The sequence below is a fragment of the Bradyrhizobium sp. Kon58 genome (genome assembly GCF_055807455.1).
The window spans coordinates 439,867-466,380 of the sequence record NZ_JBVVOT010000003.1 but is presented as its reverse complement, the minus strand read 5'-3'; the positions used below and the strand labels follow the sequence as shown (position 1 = coordinate 466,380).

18 protein-coding genes are annotated in these 26,514 nt (G+C 58.6%); 10 read left to right on the top strand and 8 right to left on the bottom strand.

What is annotated here, in order from left to right; genetic code table 11:
- Positions 1-111: 111 nt before the first annotated feature.
- The 4 genes from AC0L20_RS08600 to AC0L20_RS08585 form a co-directional block, all read right to left on the bottom strand.
- Positions 112-996: a hypothetical protein gene (locus AC0L20_RS08600; RefSeq protein ID WP_473288183.1), complete on the bottom strand. Its 885-nt coding sequence runs from the start codon at positions 994-996 to the stop codon at positions 112-114.
- A complete protein-coding gene (locus AC0L20_RS08595) occupies positions 993-2,900 on the bottom strand; it encodes an NERD domain-containing protein (RefSeq protein WP_473288182.1) in 1,908 nt (635 codons plus the stop codon). The genes AC0L20_RS08600 and AC0L20_RS08595 overlap by 4 nt, the downstream gene beginning before the upstream one ends.
- A gap of 90 nt (positions 2,901-2,990) precedes the next feature.
- Positions 2,991-4,772 (bottom strand): hypothetical protein, encoded by a 1,782-nt coding sequence (locus AC0L20_RS08590; RefSeq protein ID WP_456767952.1) that lies wholly within the window; start codon positions 4,770-4,772, stop codon positions 2,991-2,993.
- On the bottom strand, positions 4,769-5,734 hold the full coding sequence (locus tag AC0L20_RS08585) for a hypothetical protein (protein WP_456767951.1): 966 nt from the start codon (positions 5,732-5,734) through the stop codon (positions 4,769-4,771). Before AC0L20_RS08585 ends, AC0L20_RS08590 begins: the two co-directional genes overlap by 4 nt.
- Before the next feature lie 1,136 nt (positions 5,735-6,870).
- Here AC0L20_RS08585 and AC0L20_RS08580 point away from each other — a divergent pair.
- From AC0L20_RS08580 to AC0L20_RS08555, 6 genes are all read left to right on the top strand, one after another.
- Complete coding sequence (locus AC0L20_RS08580) at positions 6,871-7,407, top strand: HhH-GDP family DNA glycosylase (RefSeq protein WP_473288181.1); 537 nt, start codon at positions 6,871-6,873, stop codon at positions 7,405-7,407.
- 373 nt (positions 7,408-7,780) lie between these two features.
- A complete protein-coding gene (locus tag AC0L20_RS08575) occupies positions 7,781-8,857 on the top strand; it encodes a hypothetical protein (protein ID WP_456767949.1) in 1,077 nt (358 codons plus the stop codon).
- A gap of 268 nt (positions 8,858-9,125) precedes the next feature.
- On the top strand, positions 9,126-10,343 hold the full coding sequence (locus AC0L20_RS08570) for a hypothetical protein (RefSeq protein WP_473288180.1): 1,218 nt from the start codon (positions 9,126-9,128) through the stop codon (positions 10,341-10,343).
- Positions 10,344-10,579: 236 nt separating this feature from the next.
- Positions 10,580-13,369, top strand: coding sequence for a DUF2235 domain-containing protein (locus AC0L20_RS08565; protein ID WP_473288179.1), 2,790 nt, complete (start codon positions 10,580-10,582; stop codon positions 13,367-13,369).
- A 31-nt stretch (positions 13,370-13,400) separates the two neighbouring features.
- Positions 13,401-15,734 carry a transporter substrate-binding protein gene (locus AC0L20_RS08560; RefSeq protein ID WP_473288178.1) on the top strand — a complete coding sequence of 778 codons (2,334 nt, stop codon included), beginning with the start codon at positions 13,401-13,403 and terminating at the stop codon, positions 15,732-15,734.
- A gap of 34 nt (positions 15,735-15,768) precedes the next feature.
- Entirely contained in the window at positions 15,769-16,839 is a 1,071-nt protein-coding gene (locus AC0L20_RS08555) for a hypothetical protein (RefSeq protein WP_473288177.1), read from the top strand.
- A gap of 211 nt (positions 16,840-17,050) precedes the next feature.
- Here AC0L20_RS08555 and AC0L20_RS08550 read toward each other — a convergent pair whose 3' ends face one another.
- The 4 genes from AC0L20_RS08550 to AC0L20_RS08535 all read right to left on the bottom strand — a co-directional run bounded on the left by AC0L20_RS08550 (position 17,051) and on the right by AC0L20_RS08535 (position 21,267).
- Positions 17,051-17,239, bottom strand: a complete 189-nt coding sequence (locus AC0L20_RS08550; RefSeq protein ID WP_456767943.1) for a hypothetical protein — start codon at positions 17,237-17,239, stop codon at positions 17,051-17,053.
- Positions 17,240-17,411: 172 nt separating this feature from the next.
- On the bottom strand, positions 17,412-19,298 hold the full coding sequence (locus AC0L20_RS08545; RefSeq protein WP_473288176.1) for a hypothetical protein: 1,887 nt from the start codon (positions 19,296-19,298) through the stop codon (positions 17,412-17,414).
- A gap of 101 nt (positions 19,299-19,399) precedes the next feature.
- A complete protein-coding gene (locus tag AC0L20_RS08540; RefSeq protein WP_473288175.1) occupies positions 19,400-20,359 on the bottom strand; it encodes a glycoside hydrolase family 25 domain-containing protein in 960 nt (319 codons plus the stop codon).
- Between the two features lie 53 nt (positions 20,360-20,412).
- The gene (locus AC0L20_RS08535; RefSeq protein ID WP_473288174.1) at positions 20,413-21,267 is read right to left on the bottom strand and encodes a hypothetical protein; all 855 of its coding nucleotides are present in this window, start codon (positions 21,265-21,267) and stop codon (positions 20,413-20,415) included.
- Between the two features lie 274 nt (positions 21,268-21,541).
- On the opposite strand from AC0L20_RS08535, the gene AC0L20_RS08530 reads away from it, so the two are divergent.
- The 4 genes from AC0L20_RS08530 to AC0L20_RS08515 all read left to right on the top strand — a co-directional run bounded on the left by AC0L20_RS08530 (position 21,542) and on the right by AC0L20_RS08515 (position 26,477).
- The gene (locus AC0L20_RS08530) at positions 21,542-22,123 is read left to right on the top strand and encodes a hypothetical protein (RefSeq protein WP_456767939.1); all 582 of its coding nucleotides are present in this window, start codon (positions 21,542-21,544) and stop codon (positions 22,121-22,123) included.
- Between the two features lie 26 nt (positions 22,124-22,149).
- The gene (locus AC0L20_RS08525; protein ID WP_473288173.1) at positions 22,150-23,310 is read left to right on the top strand and encodes a hypothetical protein; all 1,161 of its coding nucleotides are present in this window, start codon (positions 22,150-22,152) and stop codon (positions 23,308-23,310) included.
- 153 nt (positions 23,311-23,463) lie between these two features.
- Positions 23,464-24,951: a hypothetical protein gene (locus AC0L20_RS08520; RefSeq protein WP_456767937.1), complete on the top strand. Its 1,488-nt coding sequence runs from the start codon at positions 23,464-23,466 to the stop codon at positions 24,949-24,951.
- Positions 24,948-26,477: a Dyp-type peroxidase gene (locus AC0L20_RS08515; RefSeq protein WP_473288172.1), complete on the top strand. Its 1,530-nt coding sequence runs from the start codon at positions 24,948-24,950 to the stop codon at positions 26,475-26,477. The genes AC0L20_RS08520 and AC0L20_RS08515 overlap by 4 nt, the downstream gene beginning before the upstream one ends.
- Positions 26,478-26,514: the final 37 nt, after the last annotated feature.

The following is a 26,514-nucleotide window of genomic DNA, read 5'->3' as shown; positions in this document are numbered from 1 at the left end:
TCCCCAGGAACGGCCGAAATACGACGTCGTCATCGTTGCCGGTGATCTGATTACGCGTGCCGAGCGCGGCGTGGCCTGGCTTCGGGATCGCTTCCCCGACACCGATGTCATCTATGTCGCGGGTAACTTGGCTCGGTTCGTTTGTATCTTCGCAGTCTCAAGAACGGAAAATCGTCGGAGGTCCACGACGAACCCGAAAGCTTCGTCGGCGCGCATCTCCGGATCCATAGCCACCAGGTCCGAGATGGGCCATGTGTCGACGCGGCTGTCCTGAATAAGGTCCGTCAACCCCGATTTGAGAAGCTCCCGCCGAACGCCTGGACCCGATTTCCCGCCGCCAGATACGAACTCGTGTTGCGGAAACAACTGGCCCAACATTGCATCGAGATCAGCGACGGCACTGGGTGTTTTCGACGTCCTGAGTTCGTTCAGGACGGTTAGCGCTTCCTGCAGTTTCTTGACGCGTTCGAATTGCTTTTTCCTGGCCTTCTCGCGCGCTTTGGCCTGCTCCTCCGACCTCGAATTATCCTGCGTCCCCGCAGTTCCTGTATCGTCCACGCGGTCGACCGTCGCCATGCCGAGTTGCTTCGCAATTTCCTCGATGGATTGTCTGAGCAGGTGCCTCGGCGTCACATGATGATCGTTGAACTCATCGAGAGCCTTTTCGGCTTGGCGCGTGGCCGTCTCATAGAGCGCGGTAGCATGGTTGGGAAGCCAGACATCCGCAAGATAAGTCTTCAGACCGATCACCGGGATGTAGACGAGGTTTGCACCGCCTTTTTGCTGCTCTAGATCGCAATCGGCCGTCAGGATCACGCCAAACCGGCGCCAGGGATTGCGCCAGTTTTCGGTTCCAGGATGTGCGGCAATAATGTCCCCCTGGCGCAGAACATTTCCGGAAAGAGGCTGCTCGCATTCCATCGATGCGCACTCACCAAACTTCTTGGCGTGCCCCTTGGCAAGCTGCAAGGCGAGAGGATCCTCCAGATAGGTCAAGAAGTCGGCCGGCGTCGGCTTATCGCCCGCGCCCAGAGGCTCTTCATCGCAGTGCGATGCAAGATAGCGGAATTGTTCTTCAGATGGTGAGGACGCACGATGTGGAAATTGCGTTCCTGAAAGAATCGCTTCACGCCGGACGCATCGGTAACATAGACGCCCCCGACATCTCCCGTCATCGCATACGGCAAGGAATTGACGACGCACGGGACGATCTTCTTATCGGCGACGTCTATTCCGGTTCGTTCGAGGACGACATCCCGATGGATGGCCATAGCCTCGGCCAGGCGGGCGACCTGCTTGATCGCAGATCCCATTTCGAGCGTCAAGTTGTACGCCGCCGTCGGATTGTGTCCAGACAGCGACTTGTTCTTGCACTCGAGGATGAAGACGTAGTCGCCCCAAGGTACGATCACGTCGTATTCGAACTCTTCGTTGCCGATCTTGAACTTCAACCACTTGGCGTCGTACCCCAGCTTCTCGAAAAAGCCGAGCATTTCGGCTTCGAAGGCCTTTCCCTTGCGCCCGAGTTGCTCGCCGCTCCTTCCGATCGCGGACAGCGTCAATCGCGCGGGATCGGAAATCAATATGCCCGGCCCGAACATCAGGAGAGACCCGTCTTCCAGGCGTATCAGCGGTTGGTCGAAGAGGTCACGGCTCGACTTGCTGAGGGACGCTCGGTCCACGAACGTTTCCGCCGCGCCGTCCTTCAAACCCAAACTCTCGAGGCGCGAGACAAGCTCCTCTCGGGAGAGGACGAAATTGATGCCGCTCTTGCCTTCCTGAGAGTACCGTCCTTCCGCCAGACATTGGAGTACGGCGTAGCCCCGGATCCATTCCAAAAGCCGCAGCCCGCCTGGTTTTTCCTGGTCATCCACGATCGCGTAGCCGAGGATTTCGGACAGGGACACTCCGGAATGCGCTTCCTGCGGAGAAACGAACGCTGCGGGAGGAAGCGCGAGGGGCGATCCGATTCCCGACGCTTTTCCGTGCATGTTCGTTTGAAGCGACATTTCTTGAAACGTCTGAATCAGGCGATCGTTGAGCCGTTCATTGGCGAAGTAGTCGAAGGACTCGCCCCAAGTGACATGATCATACTCGATGGCGGTCTCGGCGCCTTCAGGCGCCCATGACGGCAGATCGTTGGAGGAGAAGACCTTGATCTCGCCGTCGAAATAGCGACAGCGCTGATCCATCCGTTCCCATTGACGCCAAGAAGAGGCAAGCAGTTCAGTCAGCCCGGACTTGTAAATTTCGTCGTCGGTCACGTCGGTCAATCGCGGAAGCACCAGGAACTTCTGCGCGTCGAACCAGCCGTAGCGATGAGCGAGGAGCATGAGCGTCATCGTGGTCACTTGAACGATCGCCGCGAGGACCCCGTCCGGTGAGTAGGATGATCCGTCCGGATGCTTGATGCGAAAGGACTGCAGCGTCAGCTCTTTGCGGCGCTTCGCCGAAGTGCGGAAGGCCTCCATCAGTTCGTGGTACGAATAGCTCGCTCGCGCAAGCGCGGCAGAGGCCTGCGTCTCCGGCAGCAGCTTGGCCGCAACCGTGGCCTCCTGTGTCCGCAATATCTCCCGGTAGCCAGACTCGATCCGCTCCAGCGTCGCTATCAGGTCTGCGAGTTGGGCGCCGGCATCTGATCCTGCGCGCTCGGCGATGTAGTTTCCGAGAGCCTCCGTAAACGCTGCACGAGCATCTTCGCGAGCTTCATCGGGTCTTTTCAGCAGGAAATCGGTGCTGTGCCGGATAAGCTGCAGGAGCTCGGATACGACATCCTCGTCCATGTCCAGGGTCAGCAAGTGCTTCTTCAGCTTTTCCCAGCCAAACGTTTTGAGTGCATCGTTTACGATTTTCTCCTTCAATCGCGGTTCTTGCTTCAGAGGCTTCTCGGTCCCCTTCATCTTCTTTTCCACCTTTCTGCAACCTCATGAATCTGACGCGCCATGCTCCTGGTCCCCAGCATTAGAATGCAACGACTCGGGACATCTCAATCATGTCTTCTTATGCCAATTCCTGTCCGGCATGGTCGCATCCGGAAATAATTCGGCCTGCAAAAGATCCAAGACTTCCACCGAGCGATCGATCAGAAACTCACTTGGAAGAATCTTCTTCCCGTATTCGGAATAGGCCAGATAATTATGCAACGATCGCATCCGGTCTGGACATTCGCGGTCGTAGTCGCGGAGTAGCTGCATAAAGCCGAACCCTTCGATCGATTTCTCGAGACTCTCGAGGTCCGCAATCGTGACGATCGTCAATGGCCCGACCCGCCTCCCCGCCGGGACAGCCCCCAACAACCGACGAAAATCGGCTTCCAGAAAATTCCCGAGGCCGGGCGCGTCAAGACGACTATCGTGAACGACGAGCACCGGATGCAGCACATCCATATCTCTGAATTGTCCGTCTGCGCCGAGCCATTCGCCACGAGCGATCGCTCCGATGCTCCTCGCCAACTGCGCAACGCCTTTGTCGCGCTCTCCCGGTTTTTGCGATGCTCCGTATTTGGAACGGATTTCCACGATGAGGGCCTCGGGATCCTCGTGGGCGAGCGCTTTCTCGGCAAGAAATGCGGCCTTCATCTCGATGATCGCGGCCTCTCGGACCTCGAACACGGCCGCATCGATCTCGAACTCTCTTCGTTGCCCGTCCTGTCCACAGAGACGAAAGGCCACGCGATCCACAAGACCAGCGACATGAGGGTACATGCGTCGAAGAATGTCGATGGCATAGTCTTCAAAAACTTCGCCGAATTTTGCGAAGACCTTGGTCCGGACACGCGCCGCGACATTGAAAACAGCCCCGATCGATACTCGCTCGATGAAGAACGCAGGATCGAGGATTATCCCGCGGCCATCGGCAGTGGTCATCACCGGACGCTCACGCAACCCGCGGTAGTCCAGAGTATCGAAGTTCGTCCAAAATGACCGTGCCAATTGCTCGGGAGACTGAGAAACCAGATCGAAGAAGCGCGGATACAGATCAGCGACTGGAGTGGCCGCCGCAACGGTATTCCGATCGAAGAGCGGGCCTTCCTTCCTGTGTTGCAAGGCGTAGAGCGCCATGGTCGTAGCGCAGCCGAGATACTGTCGAAGGGTCAGCCCTGTCGCTTTCTCGAACTCATCACCGAATTCGGGAAAGTGCCTGGGCATGTATTCGGTAAACAAGGCAAGCCCTCTTCCGATCGCGATGCCGATGTGAAGAGCAAGGTTCGATTCGTCGGCCCCCTTCCGGAACGCTCCAAGCGCACGACGCCTCACCGCCTCGATGTCGTCATTGGGCGCGAGCTTGTCGGAGAACACTCGTCGAGCCCATATGTCGCTGGCGATCAGTGCCGCCTTCACGAACTGGCTTCGTAGCGCCGGATCTTCGAAACTCGTGCCATCGTCGGGGCGATTCTTGCAGTAGCGGGACGCCCAGCGCATAAGCTCGCGCAGTTGGCCAGTAAAGAACACTACGGGAAGACCGCCGCCCCGGCGTCTCGCAAAAGCATTGATACGCGCAAGCTGATCCGAGTTGCAGGCGAAGCTGATCGCCTGCTCCTGACGGGGTTTCACCTCGAAATCGCCAGGTCCCGAAACGATGATGTTGAGGCGCGCGCAATGAAACAGCGTGTCATCGCGACTGAGCGTAGCGAGCACCTCGATCAGCGAACGCTCATCCGCAGCCACGCCGGGAAACACTTCGCCGACGGGAACAAAAACGCCAACTTCCGCTACGTTGCCGCCGTTGGCGCCTCCGCCAAGCAATGATCCCGATCCAGGTTTGATGATCAAGGACTTTCTGCCTCGACCGCGCTAGAGGTTCGATTCAAATCGCCGCCTTGAGCCTTCGGATTCTGTCCCGGAATCCCTCGCAACCCGACCAGCCCCGAAACCAACTCGCCTCCTTTCAGGTCATAGGGCAGACGCCAGACCTGCTGCTCTCTCGCAACCTTGATCGACAACTTACTAAGATAACGGTGAAGCCCCGTCATGATCGTCTCGATGCTTTCGTTTTCGCGCCCGAGCTCGACGTCTGGATCCATACTTCTGCCGGGAAAGAGGCTTTCGATAAGCTCCTTGTGCTGCTTAGCGTCCCAGAGAATGTTGCCCCCGATGGTCCATAGAACCGACGAATCTCTGGCATAGGTGCTCGCGAGATATGAGCAATGAGCGAGGAATTTGGACTCCTTCAATGCGACCAACTGCCGTCTGAGGTACGGATCCATCAATTGACCGAAGGATATCAACTGCCGATCGATCTCCGTTTCCAGCTCTTTGGCTTTGGACGAAATATTTTCCATGATCGGTACGCGATCGGGGTCGCTTCCAAGCGCTTTTCCCAGCTTCTCAATCGCCTCGCGGGCCTCGCTTGAGAATGGGCCGAAGTTCGCCTTTTCGATGCGATCACGACCATAGCCGAGGGCCACCAGGCCGGCCCAGAGGTAGAATGCTTTCCTGTAGGCCGATTGCACCGCATTGAATACGACGCGATCGTCGTTGATATTTTTGCGATCGGCTTCAGCCTCGATCAATCGTTCGAAAACGATGTAACCGACGGCGAGCATGATCGCATCGGCCAGGAGATTGGGAGCAAGGCTATCTCCGATCGAGCCGCCGAAGTGCCACAGCAGTCCTGCGCCTACCGCGACTATCAACACGGCGACATAAAGAAGACTGCGCGGCCTGCCATAGTAGGTTCGCTTCGCAAGGATAAGCGCTTTATCGAAACTGCTCTGATCAGGATCGGATGACATCGAAACGCCCCTGTTCTACTTCAGTCCACTCGGCACCCCGCCAAACGCCATCATACGATGTAGGAAGCGGAGCGGCAGCGCCGAAGGACTCCATCCATAGTGCAGCTACCGTGCAAGAAGATTGGCCGTCAGCCATGGGAGGCATCCACGTAGCGGTTGCTGCCGTCTCACGCTTCCTACTCCCTTAGCCTCGTCGATCGGGCACGCGCAATCAGTTCAGGCCATCGAGGCAGCCCCCTACCATCTTTTCCTGGGCTATGTCGCGCAGGCGGTAGCGACTGTCCCCGACTCCATGATCGGCCGGCGGCGGCTGGAGGACCTGAAGGCCGTGGGCTCGTTGATTGTGACAACGGACGCATCCAGCCATTTGCTTGCCCACAGCACTATGTCTATCGTAGATGAACGGGCCAGACCCGGGCCGGCGTGATAGACGCTGCCCTTCACTAATATGAATATTTTGCTTCACATCTTCGTCATGCCTCGGCGCGCGTCAAAGGCCAGACGCGGGCGACTCTATTATCCTCCTGCCAAACGGCCCCGTAACTAGGGGGCCTCCTAGGCAAAAGGAAAGCACCGGGCTCGGTGACAAGGTCCTATGGATTAATCGTGCACGTGTGTAGAGGTCGGACCGCCTGGCATTCGCCCGGCTTGCCCGACTGGAATGCCAACCATCGGCGGCGGATGGACGCTCGCGCGCGCCTCACACACGGAAAGCCAGACCGGCCATCCGACGAAGCACGGCGACGGTCCTTTTTCAGCCTAGCTCGTCCTCACCGCACCTTTTGAGCAATCCTGGCGATCGCCTCGATCGCAATTTTTGCGTCTTTCGACCGGTTGGCGACCCTCATAATCTGCTCCAGCCAAGGGTCAACCGGCCGTCGCAAAGACCCGATGGCCAGATGTTCGACTCTACTTGCAATCTTCGCGCTCCCGGGTACTAGGCCCCTCTTCACCTTGGACAGGTGTCCCTGAGTGATCCCGATCTCAACGGCCAGACGATCCTGCGTCCAACCGCTCTTATCAAGGAACTCCTCTATCTGAAGGGAGACTCGAGAGCGCTTCCTGCTTGCTGCCATCCGATGCATAATGCATATTCATACATAACTGGCAATTAGGAAACTCTCGCGGGCCCGCCCATGCAGACGATGTATACGATCCACGAGGGACAGACCTATGGGCGCCGAATGCCGCCATCTACCGCGATGCTCAGATGTGGCATTCCCTGGGGACATTTCGACGAGTTGTTCACCGCTGCCTACTGGTGCGGGCAGGCTTGGCAGGCGGACCTTCACGGCCACTACGGAGATCTGCGCCTCGGCAATTCGCTCGCGGAAGAGACGGCCGCTTGTCTTTTAGGCGGATACGGCATGCCGGCCGAGCTGGGTCTCGCAGCCTTCGCTCGTCTTCGCGATCGAGGTCTGCTCATCGGCACCCCTCCCGCTCATGAGATCGAAATGCATCTTGCCGAACCCTTCGAGGTCTCCGGGAAAAGCATTCATTATCGCTTCCCGAGACAAAAGGCGGCGTACCTGGCGACCTGTCTCAAGGCGATTGAGCATCTCGACGAGGATGCCTTGGACGATGCCCCTCTGCGCAGCGCTCTAACCGAGATGCCCGGTATAGGTCTCAAGACTGCCTCGTGGAACCGTCACCGCAACTGCCCGGACAGGTGAGTTGACTTTGGTTCGTTCCACGATGTTGCATGGATCCGGCTGACTTCCCCCACCGCCTCCACCACCTGCGCCCTTTGGTTTGACGGGCCGCGCTGGCTTACGGGGTGATTTGTCGCCTCCACCACCGCCTCCACCCCCACTGGACATCTGCTCTCCTGCGTCCGCGAACCTTATTCACGGCAGGCTAACATCGGCGCCGGCAGGAGTACCCTAGGGTCTTCACTGGGTCCGGCGTACCGATCGCCCGGGCGGGTCAACGAAATCCACGATGCTCGGCGTCAGGGGCTTTAGTTGGCCGCGGATTGTCCTTGCAACTTGGCGTGCACCATTCCACAACGGCTAGGTCCAATCGCAGCTCCAAGAGACTGCTTTCGTGCCACCGCTAAAGTACGTTGAGCAAGATGAACGCGGCCTACCGACCGGCCGCACTATCGAGTTCGATGATGCCGAATTTGAACCGCTTGGTTTCAAAGACCTCACGCCTTTGAAGGCCACTCAACCTGTCACTATCAAACTGAAGGGTCGCGGCATGCCGAAGGTCTTGCCGGCGTTAACCGAAGCCGATGAGGCCGGGCGTGCCAATTTCAGTATGACTCTCCAAAGCCACTTCGCGGCGTCCGCTATCGGTCTCGTCAAAGGAGGCTGGCTACCATCATCTTTGGCCGTCCATGCCGATACCATCGTCTTCCCTGACCGATGCATCTTCGCACAGATCGAAGGTCGTTTTGCGTCGAAGAAGCCTCGATCAGTTGTTCAACCAGACTTCCTGGACCTATTTGCCGACAGTACCGTGCGCATTAATCCCATGTTGTTCGTGATGGAAGGCAACATGCGACGCATGCCGACGGAAATGGAGGCGAGATCTCAGTTGACCGCAGCTGTAACCAAACTCCGGTCTGCGCTACCAAAAGCAATATTGATCTCAGCGACCGAGGCGGGCCTGAAAGGTGCTTTGGGTTTGCTCGCGGAGGCGACCGTCAACCTCGAACAGAAGCAAGACTTTCTGATCGAAGTTGCGCCTGTTCTGTCAGCACCGATTGCGAAACGTTCGATTTCTAAGGTGTGGAGCGAGATCATCTCGGCAGCAAGAAGCCGAGGACTTCGGCCTGGTTCGCTGACGGTCCTGGCCGCGCTTAGCACGGTCCTGATGCCTCAAGGCAAGAGTCCTGCCCGGAAGCTATGTAAATTCAGCCGAAACTATTCCCGAGACGATGCTTACAACGTTCTCGCCGATCTACGCTCACTTGAGATGCTGGTCCAACTTTTTGCGGTTTTTCCCGAACAGAGAGCAATGCTTTGCACTGCTGACAGGGCATTGGCTCTGTTTTGGACTGGCCTGCGCCCCTTCGCGTTCGGTCACCAAAATGGGACTGTTTCGTTCGAATTCGATCCCACGGTCCTATTACCCAACATGACAGAGGAACAACGCGCAACGCTGAACGAGTCATAATCTCCAACTCCGTACGGCAATCAGTCCAATACCTGCGACGTCTACAATCAAGCTGCACGGGCGCGCCCCGCCGCAGGTGCCCTCGGCCAGCGGCGATCTGAAGCCACGCATCCAAGTACCTCCTGCATTCCCTAATGGTTGTCCTCGCATGAGATTTCAAAAGGGACGAGGCCTTACTCCTTCGGAGAAGCTCCTCGCCGCATTGTGCGAGCGATCGTTTCTGTCTCTTTGGAGCTACCCAAACGTCTTCCGCAAGGAAGCAAAGGAATTGACCGATCTACTCGTCGTGTTCGGCGACGACGTAGTCCTGTTCTCCGACAAGTCATGGACGTATCCAAACAAGGAAGATGGGGCGCTAAACTGGAGACGCTGGTTCAGTCACTCCATCGCCGAATCGGCACGGCAGATCACTCAAGCCGAAAAGTGGATCATCAGACAGCCCGAACGCGTATTTCTAGATGCAAAAGAGACGGAGCGTCTTCCTATTCCGCTGCCGCCTTCGGATCGGCTTCGCGTACATCGGGTTTGCATCGCGCTTGGTGCGGCTGATTGTTGTCGAAAAGCGACGGGCCGCCCTACGCTAGAACTGTCTCCCAAGACCGTCGACGACGGGAAGGCATTTTCGGTGGGACGCATCACCGGCGCCCTTGGCTGGGTTCATGTCTTTGACGAGACGACCCTACCTTTGGTTCTTAACGAGCTTTCAACAGCTCCAGATTTCATAGAGTATCTCCGGAAGAAAGAGGAGCTTTACGACGCCGGAAAATTTGAGCGAGCATCGTCAGAGAGCGACCTTCTTGGTTACTATCTCTGGCACGGTCGTACCTTTCCGACCCGACAGAAACGCTATGAAGTAGAAGCCGGCGCCTGGGAAAAGCTGGAAGCCGATCCGCAATTTCAGGCCAGCCGCAAAGAGAACAAGGCGAGCCTATTCTGGGATCGACTTGTGGAGTACCTGAACCGCCATTACTTGGCAGAGAATCTTGAGACCGGTAACGAGCATTCGATTGCCGACTATGAGCGGCTCGTTCATGTGATGGCACAAGAAACGCGCTTCTCTCGCAGGATCCTCGCTAACTGGATGACCAAGCGGGTGGATCGCGATGAAGATGGCTATGTTGGAACCATCGTAAGGTCGCCCCACCAATCCGACTTGGTCTACGTTCTCGTCGTCGGTCCCGGTGACCGCGGGAGAGGTCATCAAAGATACCGAACGGAGCGCTTCAAGGAGCTCAGGGCGCGATGCATAGTTGCTAAGGCAGTACATCCGGAATGTAGAACTGTCCTCGGCATCGCTGTCGATAAGAAGGGGACGAAGGGATCCTCCGAAGAATTCATGTACTTAGACGTCTCAGGCTGGACGGCGGTCCAGTTGGAGTATGCCCGCGAGGCCAGGAGAGACGCAGGGTTCTTCCTTGGTAATGGCGCGAGAACCTCGGTGATCCGCGAGATCGAGTACCCTGCCCCGCAGAAGGCCGCTGATTGATCCCGCAAAGTCCCGACCTCTCGTCCCGCTCTGCAATGCCCCGCCGCATTCTTTCGCAGGAAGGTCCTCTCTCTACCCTGTGCCTTGGTTGTCGCACCGAATTGACAATCCGAAAACGCGGCGCATATTACCCGCATAGATTGCAGCGACTTAGTTCTACTTTCCCTTTTCGATGAGCGCGAGCAACTTCCTCGCGGCCGGGTCGTCGAGAATTCGCATTTTCTTTTGGGGACCTCATGGCAAAGCGCATCGTGGTACTCTCCGATGGCACCGGCAATTCCGCATCCCAGGTCTGGCGTACGAACGTCTGGCGCACGTTCGAGTCCCTCGACCTGACGGGCTCGGACCAAGTCGCCTTCTATGACGACGGCGTAGGCACTTCCAGCTTCAAACCTCTCGCAATCTTGGGCGGGGCGTTCGGCTACGGCCTGAAGCGCAACGTGATCGATATTTACAAGTTCGTCTGCCGTAACTTCCGCACTGGGCAGGATTACGCACGTGCTTATGTCGACACCGATGCGCGCGACGAAAACTTCGTTGACGACGAAATCTATGGGTTCGGGTTCAGCAGAGGTGCCTTCACCATCCGCGTCGTGGTCGGCTTGATCCTCGATCAGGGTCTCGTGGAGGCGGAATCCGAAGCCGAACTCGACGCACTGGCCACGGAGGCCTACAGAAACTATCGCGCTCGTCACTTCAAGACCCGCACTGGAATAGAACGGCCATTCCGCGCGATCCGCGACTCGTTTCTCGGACGAAAGCGCGTGGGTCAGCTTCCTAACGTCCGCAAGGTCGATCAGATCCGCTTCCTGGGGCTGTGGGACACGGTCGCCGCCTACGGTCTTCCTGTGGACGAAATGACCAGGGGCGTCAGCCGGTACCTGTGGCCCCTCGAGCTCCCGAACAAGAGACTGGATCCCAAGAGAGTCGCGCGCGCTTGCCACGCGCTCTCGCTCGACGACCAAAGGACGACCTTCCATCCGGTGCTGTGGGACGAATCCAATATGCCCCCCGTCGTCCCCGGCCCACCGACCGTTACCAGGCAGGAAAAGCTGACTCAGATCTGGTTCGCCGGCGTTCATTCGAACGTGGGCGGCGGCTATCCAGACGATTCCCTAGCCTACATTCCGATTTACTGGATATGGAAGGAGGCGAAGGACTGCGGCTTGAAGTTCAAGTCTTCCCCCAGTGCCGACCCGGATGCCTTTTTGGCCGCCCAATCGAAAGGCGATAAGGACGGGCGTCTCTACGACTCCCGAAGCGGCCTCGGGGGCTATTACCGCTACGGTCCACGTGATGTCGATCAGTTGTGCGATTCCGGAGCGACCGATGAGCGCGATTTCGTCAAGATCGTCGCGCCAAAAATCCACGAAACCGTCTTCCGGCGGATCGCCATGGGGGCGCACTCATACGCACCGGTGGGACTGCCGCAAAGCTACGAGATCGTCGCATATGACGCCACATCCGGCGACCATCAGATCATCCGCTCCGCCGACCGGCTCCCTGAGGCTCCTGTCGGCGCTGCCACTCGCTACAAGGAGCAGGACTCGGTCATCTGGAGCACGATCTGGCGCGGACGCGGAATTTATTTTCTAACCGTATTCGCCTCCTTGTTCCTGGTCATATACCCCCTGGCCTATTCGATCCCGGCTACGTCCGAGTTCTCCACGCGCTTGCGCCTCCTATCCGACACGATACGGCTCGTGGCGACAGTCCTTCCAAGCGCAGCCGAGCGATGGGTCAACGCTTACGCGCGAGATCCCGCCCTGTTCCTTGTCTCCGCCCTTTTCATCGTAATATTGCTGGCGCTCAGCGCGGGCCTCCGCGCGCGGATCACCGACCAGATGCGCGCCCGTCTCGTCACCAGCTTGACGATTCCCAACAATCTGCCGGCGTCTCCGCCGATTTCCGACGAATGGAGACCAGGCGGTTGGCTCGAGATATCGAGCCTCGCTTTCCTGGTGGTGGCGGCGATCTATGGATTGTTGATAAATCCATTTCCTTGGCCTTCGTTGGTTTGGATGCCGCTGAGCGATCTGCTTGCTAGTTTTTCGGTTTGGACGGGCTTGGTCGCCTTGGTCGCCCTCGTCGTTCTTCTCGTTCCCACGAACCGGGTCCATGCACTCCGCAGCGCGCCTCGATACAAGGCATTTATTCGCGAACTGCGTCTTCGGTATGCCCCGATCATCTTTGCGGTCGTGTTTTGTCTTCTCGGGGTCGCCATGACAAGCCACTACCTGTTCAACGTCGAAGACAGTTTCGGGAAGTTCTGTCCGGCGACGCTTCCGAGCGACACTCTGGCGGCGGTCGACCAGGCAGGTATCAAGCAGATCTGCTACGATAAGAGCTTCAAGAACTGCACCATCGACGCTTCGGCCATCGACCCCGCAAACGGAGGAGCTTGTCGAACGGCAGGAGCGGATGCTGCGAAGTGCACGGGCAAATCGATCGTCTTCGACACGCGGGCGCTTTGCGCCAGCACGGGCATCTTCGTAGAGAAGAACGCGAGATATCACCTCCTGGTCAGCAAATCTCAATCGCTTCCCGGAGGATCCGCGGTCGACCCGCAGCAACTGCAATGGCACTTCGCCTGGACGAAGTCCGATTTTCGCGGGCAAACGCTGGCTGCCCTGGGTTCTTACGACGAAGCCTCATGCGGCCCGACCAAATCATGGGAGTGGCTCGGTTACGGAGCTCATCCGCTTCGCGTGAGCTGCAACTATCTTGCGGGCACCTCCAGACAGGTGTTCGGCACGCTCGTATATTTCCTCAAGCGTTCGTTGGACCGGCCGCTGGGAAGCTTCATCCTCCGCTACGGCTCGACCGGCAACGAGGAAAATTTCATCGATGCGGATGCGCCGCCGGCGAGCGGCGATAGACTCAGCGAACCCTTTGTGCCGACCCGCGATGGTGAGCTCTACGTCTATCTCAACAAGCCCGCTTCGGGCTTCTGGCCAACCATTGCGCACGACCTCAACAACGGCTTCGCCAAGGTCACGGTAATCCGGATCCCGCCGAAGCCGTAGTATCGACGTGGTGTTTGATGGAGTGATGCAAATGCCGAAAAGAGCCTCGTCCGTGCTTCGGCGTGCCCTGCTGATGGCCGTCTTGCTGCTGTTTGGCCTCCGTGCGGCGGCCGCGGACGAGGCGATACCGATAGGTGTCCTTCACTCGATCACGGGCGTAACCGCCGCGGACGAGGCTCACCTGAAGGACTTTGTGTTCTTCCTCGTCAAAGAGCAAAATGAAAAAGGTGGAGTTCTCGGCAAGAAATTGAGGGCAATCGCGCCGGATGCGCAGTCGACGCCGATGGTTTTCAACCTGCGTGCAGCCGAGCTCATCACCAGCGAAAAAGTCTCGGTCATCTTCGGAGGTTGGGGCAGGGCCTCGCTCTTTGCTATGGCTCCGTTGTTCAAAGGAAGTGACGCGATACTGTTCTATCCCGCAAACATCCTGAGCCTGGATTCTCTTCCGCAGGAACGCTCCATCTTCTACGCTGGCTTCTTTCCGGAACAGCTTGCGAAGGCCGCCATCACCTACATGAATTCGTCCGTGAGCCCGAGCCTATGGGTGCTTCTAGGCAACGACTCTTCGGAAGCTGGCGCGATGAACGCGATGATGCGTTCCATCCTGACGAAGGCTCGGGGCGTGCAAGATGCGGACGTTCTATCCAGAAATGTGAGGACCCCTGAACTGGCACGCGCGGCGAGCGATATCGCGAGTTTCGCCCAATCGCGAAGGTCGATGACGGGGCCCACCGCCGTTCTAACTACGTTGCAAGGCCTGGGCGACATCGCTATTTCCGGCGATCCGAGAGACAGAACGACCGACCTGAACCGCTTTCCGATTCTCTCGCTCACGCTGCGCGAGAGCCAGCTTCCGACGTCGTCTAAGGGGCAATTGGGGATCGTCGACTATTACCAGGGAGTTGCCACGCGCGCCAACACGGAGCTTCTCAGGCGGTGGCGCGCCTACACCAACAATCCGAACAGCTCGGTGGACGATGCCATGGCGTCTTACGCGGCCGCATTCGCGATGTGGGTGCAAGCGGTCGAAAAGGCCAGGACGGTCGAAGCAGCGAAGGTCATCGACGCCCTGCCCGGCATCACCGTCGAGACGCTCGCCGGCAACATCTCGGCGATGCTGCCGGATCATCGGATCACGAAGCAGGCGCGTGTCGTAAGGGTGAACGACGTAGGCAAATTCGAACTCGTCTGGTCGGAGAACGATGGCAAAAGATCGACGCCCACTGGAGGCAGCAGCTTTCCAAGTCAGCCCGTGGCGCCCCCCTCCTCGGCTCCCGTGACTCCACCCGTCGCGAACTTGCCAGCGCCTCGCACTCCGCCAGGAAGGGCCTCGATTGAACAGACGCAACCGGGCACCGGCGCCGGCGGTAATGCCGACTTGCCCGCGAACTCAGACGTGTCGTCGGATTCCCCTCCCATCCTGGCTGCACCGACCCTTGCGGCGGCCGCCGCCGGTCCCGACTCCAGAGGTTCGGCTCAGCGCTGTGCAACGCCGACAACACCTGCGATTCCCGGGATGGATGAGTTTCAACGAGCCATGAGCCCGCCACCCTACTGCAGAGAAGGCTTCCTTGACGTCGTGCTGATCGACACAGGAGACGAGACACAGCCAGTCGGAGATCGCGTCTGCTCAGGCGTCCGGGTGGGAGGTGAATGGGTACTGACGGCGAAGCACTGCGTCGCCAAATGGACCGCCACGCGCGGCAGAGTCTTCGCACTTACGAACGGGGTGTTCGACTGCCTGGATCACCCTCCGTCCACCGACAAGCATCCGGGCGAAAGCTGCAGCCTTCCCGTGGTCGGGAGGGACGGCCAACCGACGCCGGCCGAAGATGGATCACGCAAGATAGATTTGGCTCTCGTCCGAGTACTCGCACCGGCGGGCACGAGTTCTCCCCCATCAGCCAAGGTGCGCAAGTTTGTCCAGTCCGGATCGCTTGAGATCACGCTTGCGGGGTTCGGGGCATCACCTGGAAAGATGCCTGGAACGCTCAGGGTCGGCTGGTCGCGCATTGTCGATGCGACTGCACTTCGATCCATGACCGAAGAAACCGAGTTGAATATGGCCGAGGTCGCAGTGCCCATAAGGTTCACGCAGCGATCATACGGATCCGGAAGCCCCGGCTCCTGGGCTTGCAAAGGGGACTCCGGATCGCCGATCTTTGCCGGGCGAGTTTTCGGTTACAAAGACGAGCCCCACCTGGTTGCGGGGATCGTCACGGACTCATCTTTCGTGACCGCCGCGAGGTGTGCTTCGGACGCTCCGACGCAGGGAGACAGCACGAAAATCGTCCCGCTCATGCATCCTGTTGTTCGCCAATGGCTCTGCAGCACGACAAGCAACAACCTCGATCTCTGCCGATAGGATTCCAATGCCAGACACAACCATGAGAGAACGCATGGCCGCATTTCTCGGCTCGACAATGAATTGGCTGAAGGCCGCTGGCGTAGTCGGCGTGGCGGGTGCACTGTTCGTGCTGGGAGGCCGCGCCGGATGGTACGGCTCGTCGAAGATTTCCGCAGTCCCTCTGTCGTCGTCAGAGACGCCCGCCGGCGTGATCTACTTCCTGCCGAAGACCTCCATCGTTCTCGATCTCACCTGGAAGATAACGCGATGCGACGTCGTGCAACGTGGCCCTTCGCCCAAGGATCCGCAAGACGTCATTATCGAAAGCGAGATCGCAGTCACCGAATTTGCAGCCAAAGTCGAACCCGATCCAACGCAGGGATACACGATAAAATCGGACACCATGGACGGCGCATTCTGGCGCACGGACTTGGACCTCGCCTTGTCGAACGGAATGCTCGCGAGTTTCAACGCTATGAGCTCCGGGCAAATTCCGAACCAGGAAAAGTTCGAGAAGTTTCTCACCAACGTCGCGTCGACTCCCCTGACCAACAAGACTTCAGCCGGAGAAGGTGCCGATGCGGCCCGCCAACGCAAGGCGATTTGCGGCACCCGCCTCATTCAGGCGACCGAAGCTAAGGACGCCAACAGTAAAGCCCCAGGTCTGTCGGTCCGTAAGACCTTCCGTTTCGATCCGGGAGATTGCCCCGCCGGCTTTAAAGAGCTCCCCGACAAAACGTGCATTTTGAGCGGCGAAGTCCTTCTCTCGCCGCTCCTCCTGGAGGGAGGAGCCGCGTCGGACGCCCTCAATCAGAACTCAATCGAAATCCGCACTACGCGTTTCAGGACGACAGCAGGAAAACAACCACAGAGCGGAGTCGTCTATCGCATCCCGGGCAGCGCCAATGTCGAGGTGTGCAGTCCAAAGTGCGATCAGGCGGGACGCACAATTGCGGCGAACACCTTCGTGGTACCGCAGTTCGGAGCCATCGGGGCAATCTCCGTGGAACGCCGGATGTTTTCGGATCGAACGGCCCAGCTAAAATTCGGCTCATGGGGCGAACTGACGGAAGCAAAGTTCGCCGACGCAGCAAGCGCCTCTGCAGACAAGAGCGGGAAATAAGCCTCGAATTCGAACGATGGGCCGTCGGCGCTTGGGCTTCCAAAGCCAGCTACAAGCCACGGCTGCGAAGCGTAGATCCCGAAAACGGCCACCGCGCATCTGCAAAGAACGGGGAGTAAAAAGGGGGGAGGTCGTCAAAGGCTCGTCGGAGCCAACTTTGCCGCACATTAGATTGCGGCCATCCCAGCTTCAGGATCGCAGGGGAAGCGCGTTACTTTTTGCGGACCGGCGGCGTCGCCGGGACTTCTTCGATTTCACGAAAATTGATCTGTGCCGAGAGAGCCTGCTCGTACAGATGGTAGCCGGGCATCTTTTTTCCCGCGATTATCGCGGGCGATTCTGCGAGCTTCTTGCCTCGTTCGGCAAGCTCCTCGACAACTTTGCGGGCGACCAAGATCATTCTAAAATCCTCGTAACATCAACAATTTAAGCATCGGCATCTTATCTTGCAACCCATTAACGCGGTCTGAACGCCTTCACAGGGCTCATTTGTAACGCGTCACTATGTCACTTTGCTGCTGATATCAAGGATATACACAACCTTTGCGTGATCCCCATCACGGAGCGGATGCTCACCGATTTGAGGGTTGGAGCGCAAGGTCATCCGGCCCGAGGACATCCGAGAATTCCTTTGTGATGCCGTTTAGGCACACCGGTCTGTGATGGGCATATCTCCAAGCGACTGCGCTGCGATCCTCCCGGCCATCCAACGATCGGTCGACGACCGGAAGGCCTGATAGCGTCAGACGCACCGCGTGGCAGTCCATCGGGCATTCGATTTCGATCGGGTTGTTTTGCTCGTCGTCGCGCCAGAGAGCGACGATCCGATCGGCACCACCTGACGACATGAATTTCCCCAGCCGATGTTGACGGGTCATCAGTCCGCGGGAAGTCAAGGTCAGCACCGCAGATCCCGGGTCCTCGGCCAGAATAGTCGCGTACCGCGCCGGCCACCTCGCCTTCAGTTGCGGGGCGTCCATGAGGAGAGCGAAAACGATGCTCGGCCCGATTGCCCTGATCACCTCCTGGCATGGATCGACTCGCGCAAGATCCTCGCAGATCATGGCCGAGATCACGGACGACTGCCTGATGACTGAGAAGTCGACGCGGCGACTGAGCAAGTCGATATCTTCAGCCCAGGCGAGAGATGGACTGAGACGGCCTTCCAATCCATATGCAAGGATCTCGTCGCGATCCAAGGTCCAGCGATGATGCTTTTCGCGGGTCGACAACATGACGATGCGGCTCGTTTGATCGATTGGACCGCTCGTCGCCGGCCCCCGCTGAAACACGACCACTCTTACGAAATTTCCGTGCCGGCCATTCTCCGCGGACACACCGCCTACGATGAATTCGAGCTCCGGAAAGGTGCTCGGTAGAGAGCTCTGAAGGTGCTCCCAAACTTCTTCGTTCAAGGCGAGCTCCGGAAAGATGATGCCGTGAATCGCATCGACCTCTCGACAGGACTCGACGACCAACGCCTTTACGAACTCCAGAAGCTTGTCCTTCGTCACCGACGAAAGCCAAGTCTGCTTCATGCCGAACGAGCCCCAGCGTTTGGCTCCCTCTCCGGCGTAGCCCTGCATGGGATCGAAAGCGTTTGCAGGTATCGTGAATGGGAACGGAACGAGGAGCAGGTTCATGTGCCGCTCGTCGGGCGGCGCCGGAAACCAATAAGGGGTCCAAGCCGCTCGTGCGATGCCCCTCGGCGGCAGCAAAGCCAGATGATGGGACAATGACCTCAACGTGCAGCCGACGGGGGTCGTTCTTGCTTTCGGGACGACCGATACGACATCTTGGTTCGCCGCTGAAATCGTGCTGACGCCGTCGAAGACTACGGTGGCACCGCGACCTTGCGAACCAAGCGTCTTCGCCTTGTTGAAATACACGTCGTCGGCGGCCGAGATCAGCCAAGGCCGATCCGGCTCCTCAGAAACAGTAAAGCCGAGATTTCGAGCGGCCTCATCCGCGGCTATGAACAGGAACAACGCGTCGACCCACCATTCGGCAGGCTGATCCTTCGACGACACTTGCTTGAATATGGGCGGAGATGGATGAACCCCGAAGATGCTGTCCCATGCATCGTAAAGCTTAAGAAGAGCAGCCCCCTCGCCCTCGATCCACGAGGCGAACACGGAAGCGTTCTCGTCGTCATGATGCGGCCCAGGCGTGAAATCGCGCCACGTCTTGGCAACCTCTCTGGCCGACCTGATGAAGTCGAGCGACACCTCAAGCTGTCGCGAAGAGCGCTTCGGCCTCCCCACGATCTCCGGAACGATATGATGATAGGCGCCGCTATGCTGCAGCAGATGACCGGCGACGGCGAATACGTCCGCCGGCATCAACGGCGGCATCTCGTACGGCGGCTTCATGACGCCATCTCGACCGGGCCAGGCGAAATACGGCGCGGCCGAAGACGGAAAAATTCGTTTCAGACAGTCGAGTAGAGTTTCTTCCATTATTGCGATCCCGAGCGCGAAAGGGATCGCTTGTCGCCGATTCCCAAGCCGGAACTTCCGTCACTTTCGTCAGGATGAACAACTAGGGATCGTCCTAGGATCTACGTACCGTTTATCTTCAAAGTAACTCCAGTTTCGGTGCCCACTTTCACTTCAAGCTCGAACGACTTTATCCCGTCAGGGAAGATGTAGGGCCTCCGGTCCGGTAGGGTCTTGCCGCCCTCCTTGGGAGTCAAGGCCTGGAGAGCGGTCGTCAGGGCCTGCGTGAACGGTTCGGCTGCTCTGTTACCCCCATAGTCGAGCCCGAAGGATACCCTTTCGGCGAGGTACGTCGTAGCCTCGGGCGGCAACACAAGACCCGCCTGAAGCGCCGTGACCTGCGCTGGGTTCGCAACGTTGCAATCAATGCCGACGCATTCCTGCGCAAACTGCCAGGCGAGCACCTCGCACCCCGTCGGAATGCCGGCTGGAACGGCATCTCTATCACTCCACTGCGGCGTAGCTACGCAACCCGTGTTTTTGAGATAATGAGCAACCCACAGACCGGCACATTCTGCGCCTCTCGTGACGGCATGAGACAAACCTTTCCAGGTCGCTGCCGAACTCTTGTTGCCGTAAACCGCCGGAGCGAATATCTCCGGACTTGCGTAGCCGCGAACGGCCTCGGACCAGCCGAAATAGTAGTCCGCGCTGAGCGGGTGTTCAGGCTCGACGTCCAGGAAAATTAATGTCTTCGAGCCCCGATGCGTCAGATATTGCAGGCCGAAGGCTTCGACGATGGCCGCTGCATTCCTTGCACCGTCCGTCCGCCCGTCTGCCTCCGACCCGCCGACGTGATTGGTCTGTCGCGCGATGCACAGTACCGGAATGCCGTGCGCCCGCAGGATCGGGTTCTCGATGGTGGCCTTATATTGAACCGAGCCGGTATCTTGCGGTCCCTTGAAATAACGCCCCCAGAAGGATGGCTTGCTGCCGAGCTGAGCCTCGGCTGCAGCGATCACCTTGTCGTTCACTACGTAGCTCGTATCGGCCCCCGTGGCGACCGCCTTGGTCTTCGGCATAGCTGGATCTCCTCTTGGCGTCAGGCGTGGGCTGTGTCTTTCGAATTGGATGGCTATTCGAGTGCCGCCTTCGGTTCGTCGGCTCCCTTGAACTGCCGCGCCGGCTCGTCGTCCTCCTCGAACCCTGCGACGCTGGCGTCCGGCCGCCTTATGACGACGGGCCTCGGGCCCGACATCGGAGGCATCCTGGGAAAGAGTTCACGCAGAGCCGCTTCGCCACCCCAGCCGTCGAAAGCTTGCTTCGCCTGCTGTTGGGTGGCTGAGACCGGCCAGGGAGGCGGCACCACGATCGCCGGAAAGACCAGATGGAAGATTCGCTTGTCCGATGTACCGCCTCCGACTTTGGGGAAGTACCTTCGGCTAAACGGGTTGATACTGAGCATCAGCGCCAGGGCAAGCGAAGCTTCTCCCACCGCTCGTCCTACGTCCGCGTAAATCGCCCCGGAATAAATGCCCGTCTTCGTATCTACGACAAAGGCAAGGCACCCCTTTCTCAGAGCCGCCGAGCCAGCAGGCAAGGGGAAGGAGGATCCCGTCAGCACCACATAGGGAATAGAGCTTGCATCGACATAGCACCTGGTGTCGTCGGCCGAGTGGTGCGCGGCGTCGGTGAGCGCAGTCCCGGAGATCACGAAGCCGGGGGCCGGTCCTACCGCGCCGTTCTGTCCCTGAATGCCGTGTCTGTCGCTGACGTTGAGGTTGTCCAGCCAGTCGAAACAGTCGTGATTATTGGCTGGATAGTTCTCACCGGGATAGTAACCCTTGGGAGCTCCATCGGCATCGATCGCCATCTTTGTCGTGAAGAAATAGGCGTTGGTACCCGGCCTTTGATACACAGCCGCCTGGGATGCGCAGCGCCCACGCTGGTAGTCCCATTCGTCGCAAACGCTTCCGATCTGGTCGGTCATACCCCCTCCTCGTCGCGCTCCGCGCACCTGATGTCCAGAAACCTGTCACGGAACGAGCGGCGCCCCTACTCGGGATGCGCCTAGGTGGCCGAAGAACATCAAGCCCTGCTCGCGCGGGCTTTACTAGGAAACTCCCTAGTGTTTCGTCGATCCTTGCAATCCTAAGGTCCTGGCGGTCGGCCTACCGCGGCCGCTCTGCGAGAAAACGGGAGTCACCCGCCTTGATGCGAGCCGTGGACCGACTACGATCGACGTCGAACAAGGGGGGGCATTCATGGCCAAGGGATCGAAGAAAGCGGCGCGAAAAGCGGTGACTGCCGCGGTCGCACGACTGACGTCAACGACGCGAAAGTTAACCGAAAAGACTAAGCTGGATAGCGTCGGTCTTAGCGGAGATCTGAGGAAGGTGCTCAACTCCTCGGTGCTGCTTCACGCGCGTCTTGACGGCGTTGCATTGAGCGGCCGCCCCAAGCAATTGAGTGGAAACACCATCGGCGAGCTTTCGGACAGCCTGTCCCAAATCATTGCCGATGGCCCAGCCCTCACCGCGACCAGATATCCAATGTCCGCCATCAAAGCGGACGTAAAGCTCGTGATGGCGCGGATCAAGCACGTCAATCCGATCGAAATCAAGGATACCGACCAACTCAAGGCCTGGAATTTCACCCGCATCGATTGCCGCGGCTTGGCTCAAATGCTGAACCTTTACTACTACAACGAGAAGAACATGGTCCTGACACCATGGATCCATCCCTCCGAAATCGACGATCCGGAGAAGACCGTCAGCGACGTAGCCGCCGTCGTCGACGCGCACAATCCCGCCAGACGAGGAGCCGGCGCAGGCTCGCCGTTTTGACGATTTGAATGCACACGACGGGGGACATGATGCCGGGCAGGAACATAAAGGTCATAGGGACGATATCAGTCGGTCTGTGCTGTCTTGTGGCGCAGCCGTCCTCGGGAAAGGATCTGAGCCAGCAGGATCTGCAGGAGCTCCTGCGCAACTATTCGGACCTCAGTCCGAAGGAGCGGGCCCAACTGATGGGACCAGTAGAGGCGGCGCTGGCTCGCCTCAAGAAAAAGCCCGTTGTTGCGGGAGCGGCCGCCGGTATCGCGAAGGAAGTGAGATCGGCGAATGCTGCTGCCGCGCCGAAGCCGATCGACCTAAAGAAGGATAACGACATAAGCACGGAATTTCTGATCCGCGAGTCCTATGCTCCGATCGCCTACATTACGCTCGACGGAGACATCTCAGATAACGGCGCCTCGTTCACATACACGCGCAATCTGGACGGCAAGTTCGACACGTTCGTCGGCAAGGGAGCCCTCATTGCAGCCGTGCACGGCAACACGAACCTGAACTACACGGGAGACCCCAACAAGCCGCGGATGACCTATTTCAATTTCGCGCCCGGCTTGGAATTCGACACGACCATCTCCAAAGGCAAAACGACCGGCTCGATATCCGGAATGGCTGGGTTTGAGGCCGAAATCCAGAGCGGAGGTCCTTTACCGATGCAATATCTTCGGACCAACGCCACCTATACCACGGACTACGATCAACAAGCCCGCATCTATGGATTGGAGTCCATGTGGCAGCCTTGGGCGCCGGATCTATACATCGGTTCGAGTTTCAGGGCGAACGAGACGCTCGGAATGTGGGTCAGCTTCTTCCCGACCCTAGCCTCGGATTACTACCGGGTAGAGAACGCCGGCACGTTCGATCAACTCAAGAACCGGGACTATTTCTGGGCCGGAACGAAGATGAGCGGGAACGTTTGGTTCGATAAGGGCTTCCTCAAGCCCGTGTCTCTCTACGTCCGCTACTACTATCTGTACGACATGCTCCATCCTAGCCATAACGACGTGAATTACTTTCAAGGTGGAGTTAAATACAAGCTGACGCCCGACGGGCGTATCGCGCTCGATTTTCGTTACACGAACGGAACGACACTCCGCACGCTCAATCGGGTCAACGAGTTCTACACTGGGCTCACGGTGAAGCTTGGAGAGCTCCAGAGCTCTGGCGAAGTACCTAAGTAGCAGCGGCATGCCGGCCCGATGCGCCCCGTCGATGAACGGAGACGGACCTCGGGCGGCTGAGCACAGATGCGATCCATCCTAGGGACTTCACGAGGTCTTCGCACGCAGGTGGAATTGTATGCTGGCGAGCGATCCAAATGAAGGAAGCCTGCCATGCCCCTCCTAAGCCCTCCGGCACGTATCGACGACTTCGCTCACTGCAAGGATCCGCAGGGGGCTGCGCAGAGGTATCATGACAAGGTCATCGGACGGTACGTCTCCGACGCGTTGGCAAGCTCGAAGAACTTCTTCTCTCCCCTAGATATGAAGGCTGGGGCTCCTGTGGCGGGAGTGCCGTGGAATGGCTTCCCGAAATCGATCGATCGATGGATGGAGGTCGTCACCCATGTCGGTGATGTCGCGAAAATGGAGGCAGCCGAAGCGGTCGCCGACGTCCTGCGTCCTCAGGCCTTCGTAGTAGGCGACACACCCGACGGCCCGGATCTACTCCAGGTGGATTTGGACGCCGTGCCGCACTTCCGAAAGGACGATCTCAGGTCTCAGGCTCGTCCGTTGCGGACAAAATCTGGAAAGAACGTCACGATCCGGATCCGGCAACAGGACGAGTATCTGGAATGGTACGCGAAGCGGGACGGCAATGGGGCCGTCGAGCGTATCGATCTCACCGCCGAACCTTATGATTACTGGCAGTTTCTCGCCAAGGAAGACATCGATCTCGTCACGAGATTGTATCAGCGTTTCGTGGACGGAAGCGTCAAGAAGGAGGAGCTGCAATTCCAGGAGGACATCTTGGTTTGGTATCCTCCGCAGAATACTTGGCTGACGCTCTACCAGAAAGACGCCTACAATCCGTACAATAAGTGGAACACTACCCATGGTGCGATGCACTTGACGCATCCGGCCAACTCCTTGGGTGCCGAGGTGAACCTGGCCGGTGGAGCATCCATCGTGTGGGATTCCGATGGCAAGCCACCGGATCCTGCCTTCGACAACGACCGGGCGACAACGCGCATTGCATGCGCCGGTTACGGGGACATCAACCGCAGCAGTGATCCATCGATCGGTGACGGAGTAGGACTGCAGGTCGCGGCTGGAAATCGCGTGACGTTGGTGGATCCGGTCGGCCTGTATATTCACGACATCGACCTATCCAGTCTGAGCGACCCGAAGGGCGCTCCCATTTCCGACGCTCTCACCATCCAACGTCAGGATGCATCAGACCCGCACAATCCTCGCATTTTGCGTGCCCGGATAGTCCTGCCGCAGAATTCGCCTCTCAAGCTGAGCGACTGCTCGTTGGACAACAGGCAATTGAGCCGCGGTGGACAGATCGCACGTGCCACTACGATGACGATCTACGCTTCCATTCTGGCGGGTGATGTCGATCGCGACGGGAGCGCCTGTCGAAATGTGCTGTACTGCAAACACCCCATACACCGTTCCTATTACGGCAATTGGGGTAAGAACCAGATCTCCTCTTGCGCCGATGTGACCGAGGACGACTGGAAAACCCAAGGGCATCTTGAAAGTGCGATCGGCGACGCGACCGGTCTCGTCCTCGATGCCGACCCGGCGAAGGAAATCCTTCCCTCAGGGGAAGTCCCGAGCAGTGCGTTCTCCTTCAAAAGAAAGACATCATGAGCGAGGACCAGCTCGAAGCCGACGACATCCAAGGCCACGTCCTTGTCGGCTTCGGGGGCGGTTATCAGACGATTCTTGGGCTGAAGCTGGTCGCTGGCGCCGAGGCAGAGGCGAAGCGCGCATTGCTTTCGCTATGCGATCGCGTGGCCACCACGCGTCAATTGATGCCGCTGAAGACGGCGCGGGCGCTGGCCCGCGCTGTCCAAGCCATCGAGCCGCTCCCCTCGAGCGTTCTCATGGCGATGGGTTTCACGAATTCCGGCTGCACGGCGCTGTCTTTCGCCGATTTACCTCCGGATGCCGCTTTCAAGGTCGGCGCCGCGCGGGATGCCCGGTCTTTAGGAGACGAATCCGATGCGCAGGGACGGCCGGTAGGATGGTCGTTCGGCACGACACCCGAGACGACGCCGGACGTCGTGTTCATCTTTGGAAGCGGCATGCCGGGCTTGCCCGACCAGGCCGCTGACGAAATCCGTCTTCTGGCAGCCAATTGGGCCACCGTAGTTTTCCGTGAAGTCGGCCAGCGACTCTCCTTCGATACCGAACATTTCGGTTTCGCGGACGGCATCTCTCAGCCAGGTACCCGCGGTATCTTGAACGACGGCAGCTTCCTCACTCCGCGGTCCTACCGCGAAGACGACCCGCTTTCCCGCTATTTTTCGCGCCCTGGCCAGCCGCTCGTTTGGCCTGGCCAATTCGTCTACGGCTACTCCTCGCTCGACCCCAGCGATGTGCTGACTCCCGGGCCGCGAAAGTTCGGCGATCGTCCCTTGCTGAAGAACGGTTCGTTGCTGGTGCTGCGCAAGCTTAGTCAAGACGTCGATTCCTTTCGCAAAGCCATGATCAATCTTGGCGACCAATTGGCGCAGCGTTTCGGCATTCCAGCCTCTTCCGATCTCGCCGGCGTGCTGTGCGTCGGTCGATGGCGGGACGGTACGCCCGTGACTCAATCTCCTGGCGGGCCCGATCAAGTCATCTCGGGCGCCAAGCTTCGGATCAACGGCTTCAGATACGATGCCCCCTTCCCGCCGGCAACACTGGATTACCAGGGCGAACTCGTCGAATTCCCCGGATCGCTGGCCGACCCTCTCGGGTCGGTTTGTCCGTTCTCAGCTCACATACGGAAAGTGAATCCCCGAGATCAGACGACCGACCTAGCCTTGCCCGCGGATACTCTCGCCACGCAGATGCTGCGAAGAGGAATTCCGTACGGCAAGCCCTTCGACGAAGATCCGACGGGCCAGCGTGGATTGCTGTTCATGAGCTACCAGACTTCGATCGACGGGCAATTCAGGCAGCTCATGCAACGCTGGGTAAAGAAAGCGGATGCGCCGAAGGCTCCAAGCTCGATCGACCCGATCATCGCGAGGGCGCCAGCGGAAGGGCGCATGATTTCGGTGACACTCCAGGGCAGGACCGAGAAATTCACGATTGCAGGCGACTGGGTTAGAGCCGCGGGCGCGGCCTACGTCTTCATGCCGGGTATCGACGAAATGCGATCGCTTCTGAGCGGTCCTACGGTCTGAATCGTCAGCGGGATGCCTATCCGGCGTCCGGGTTCGG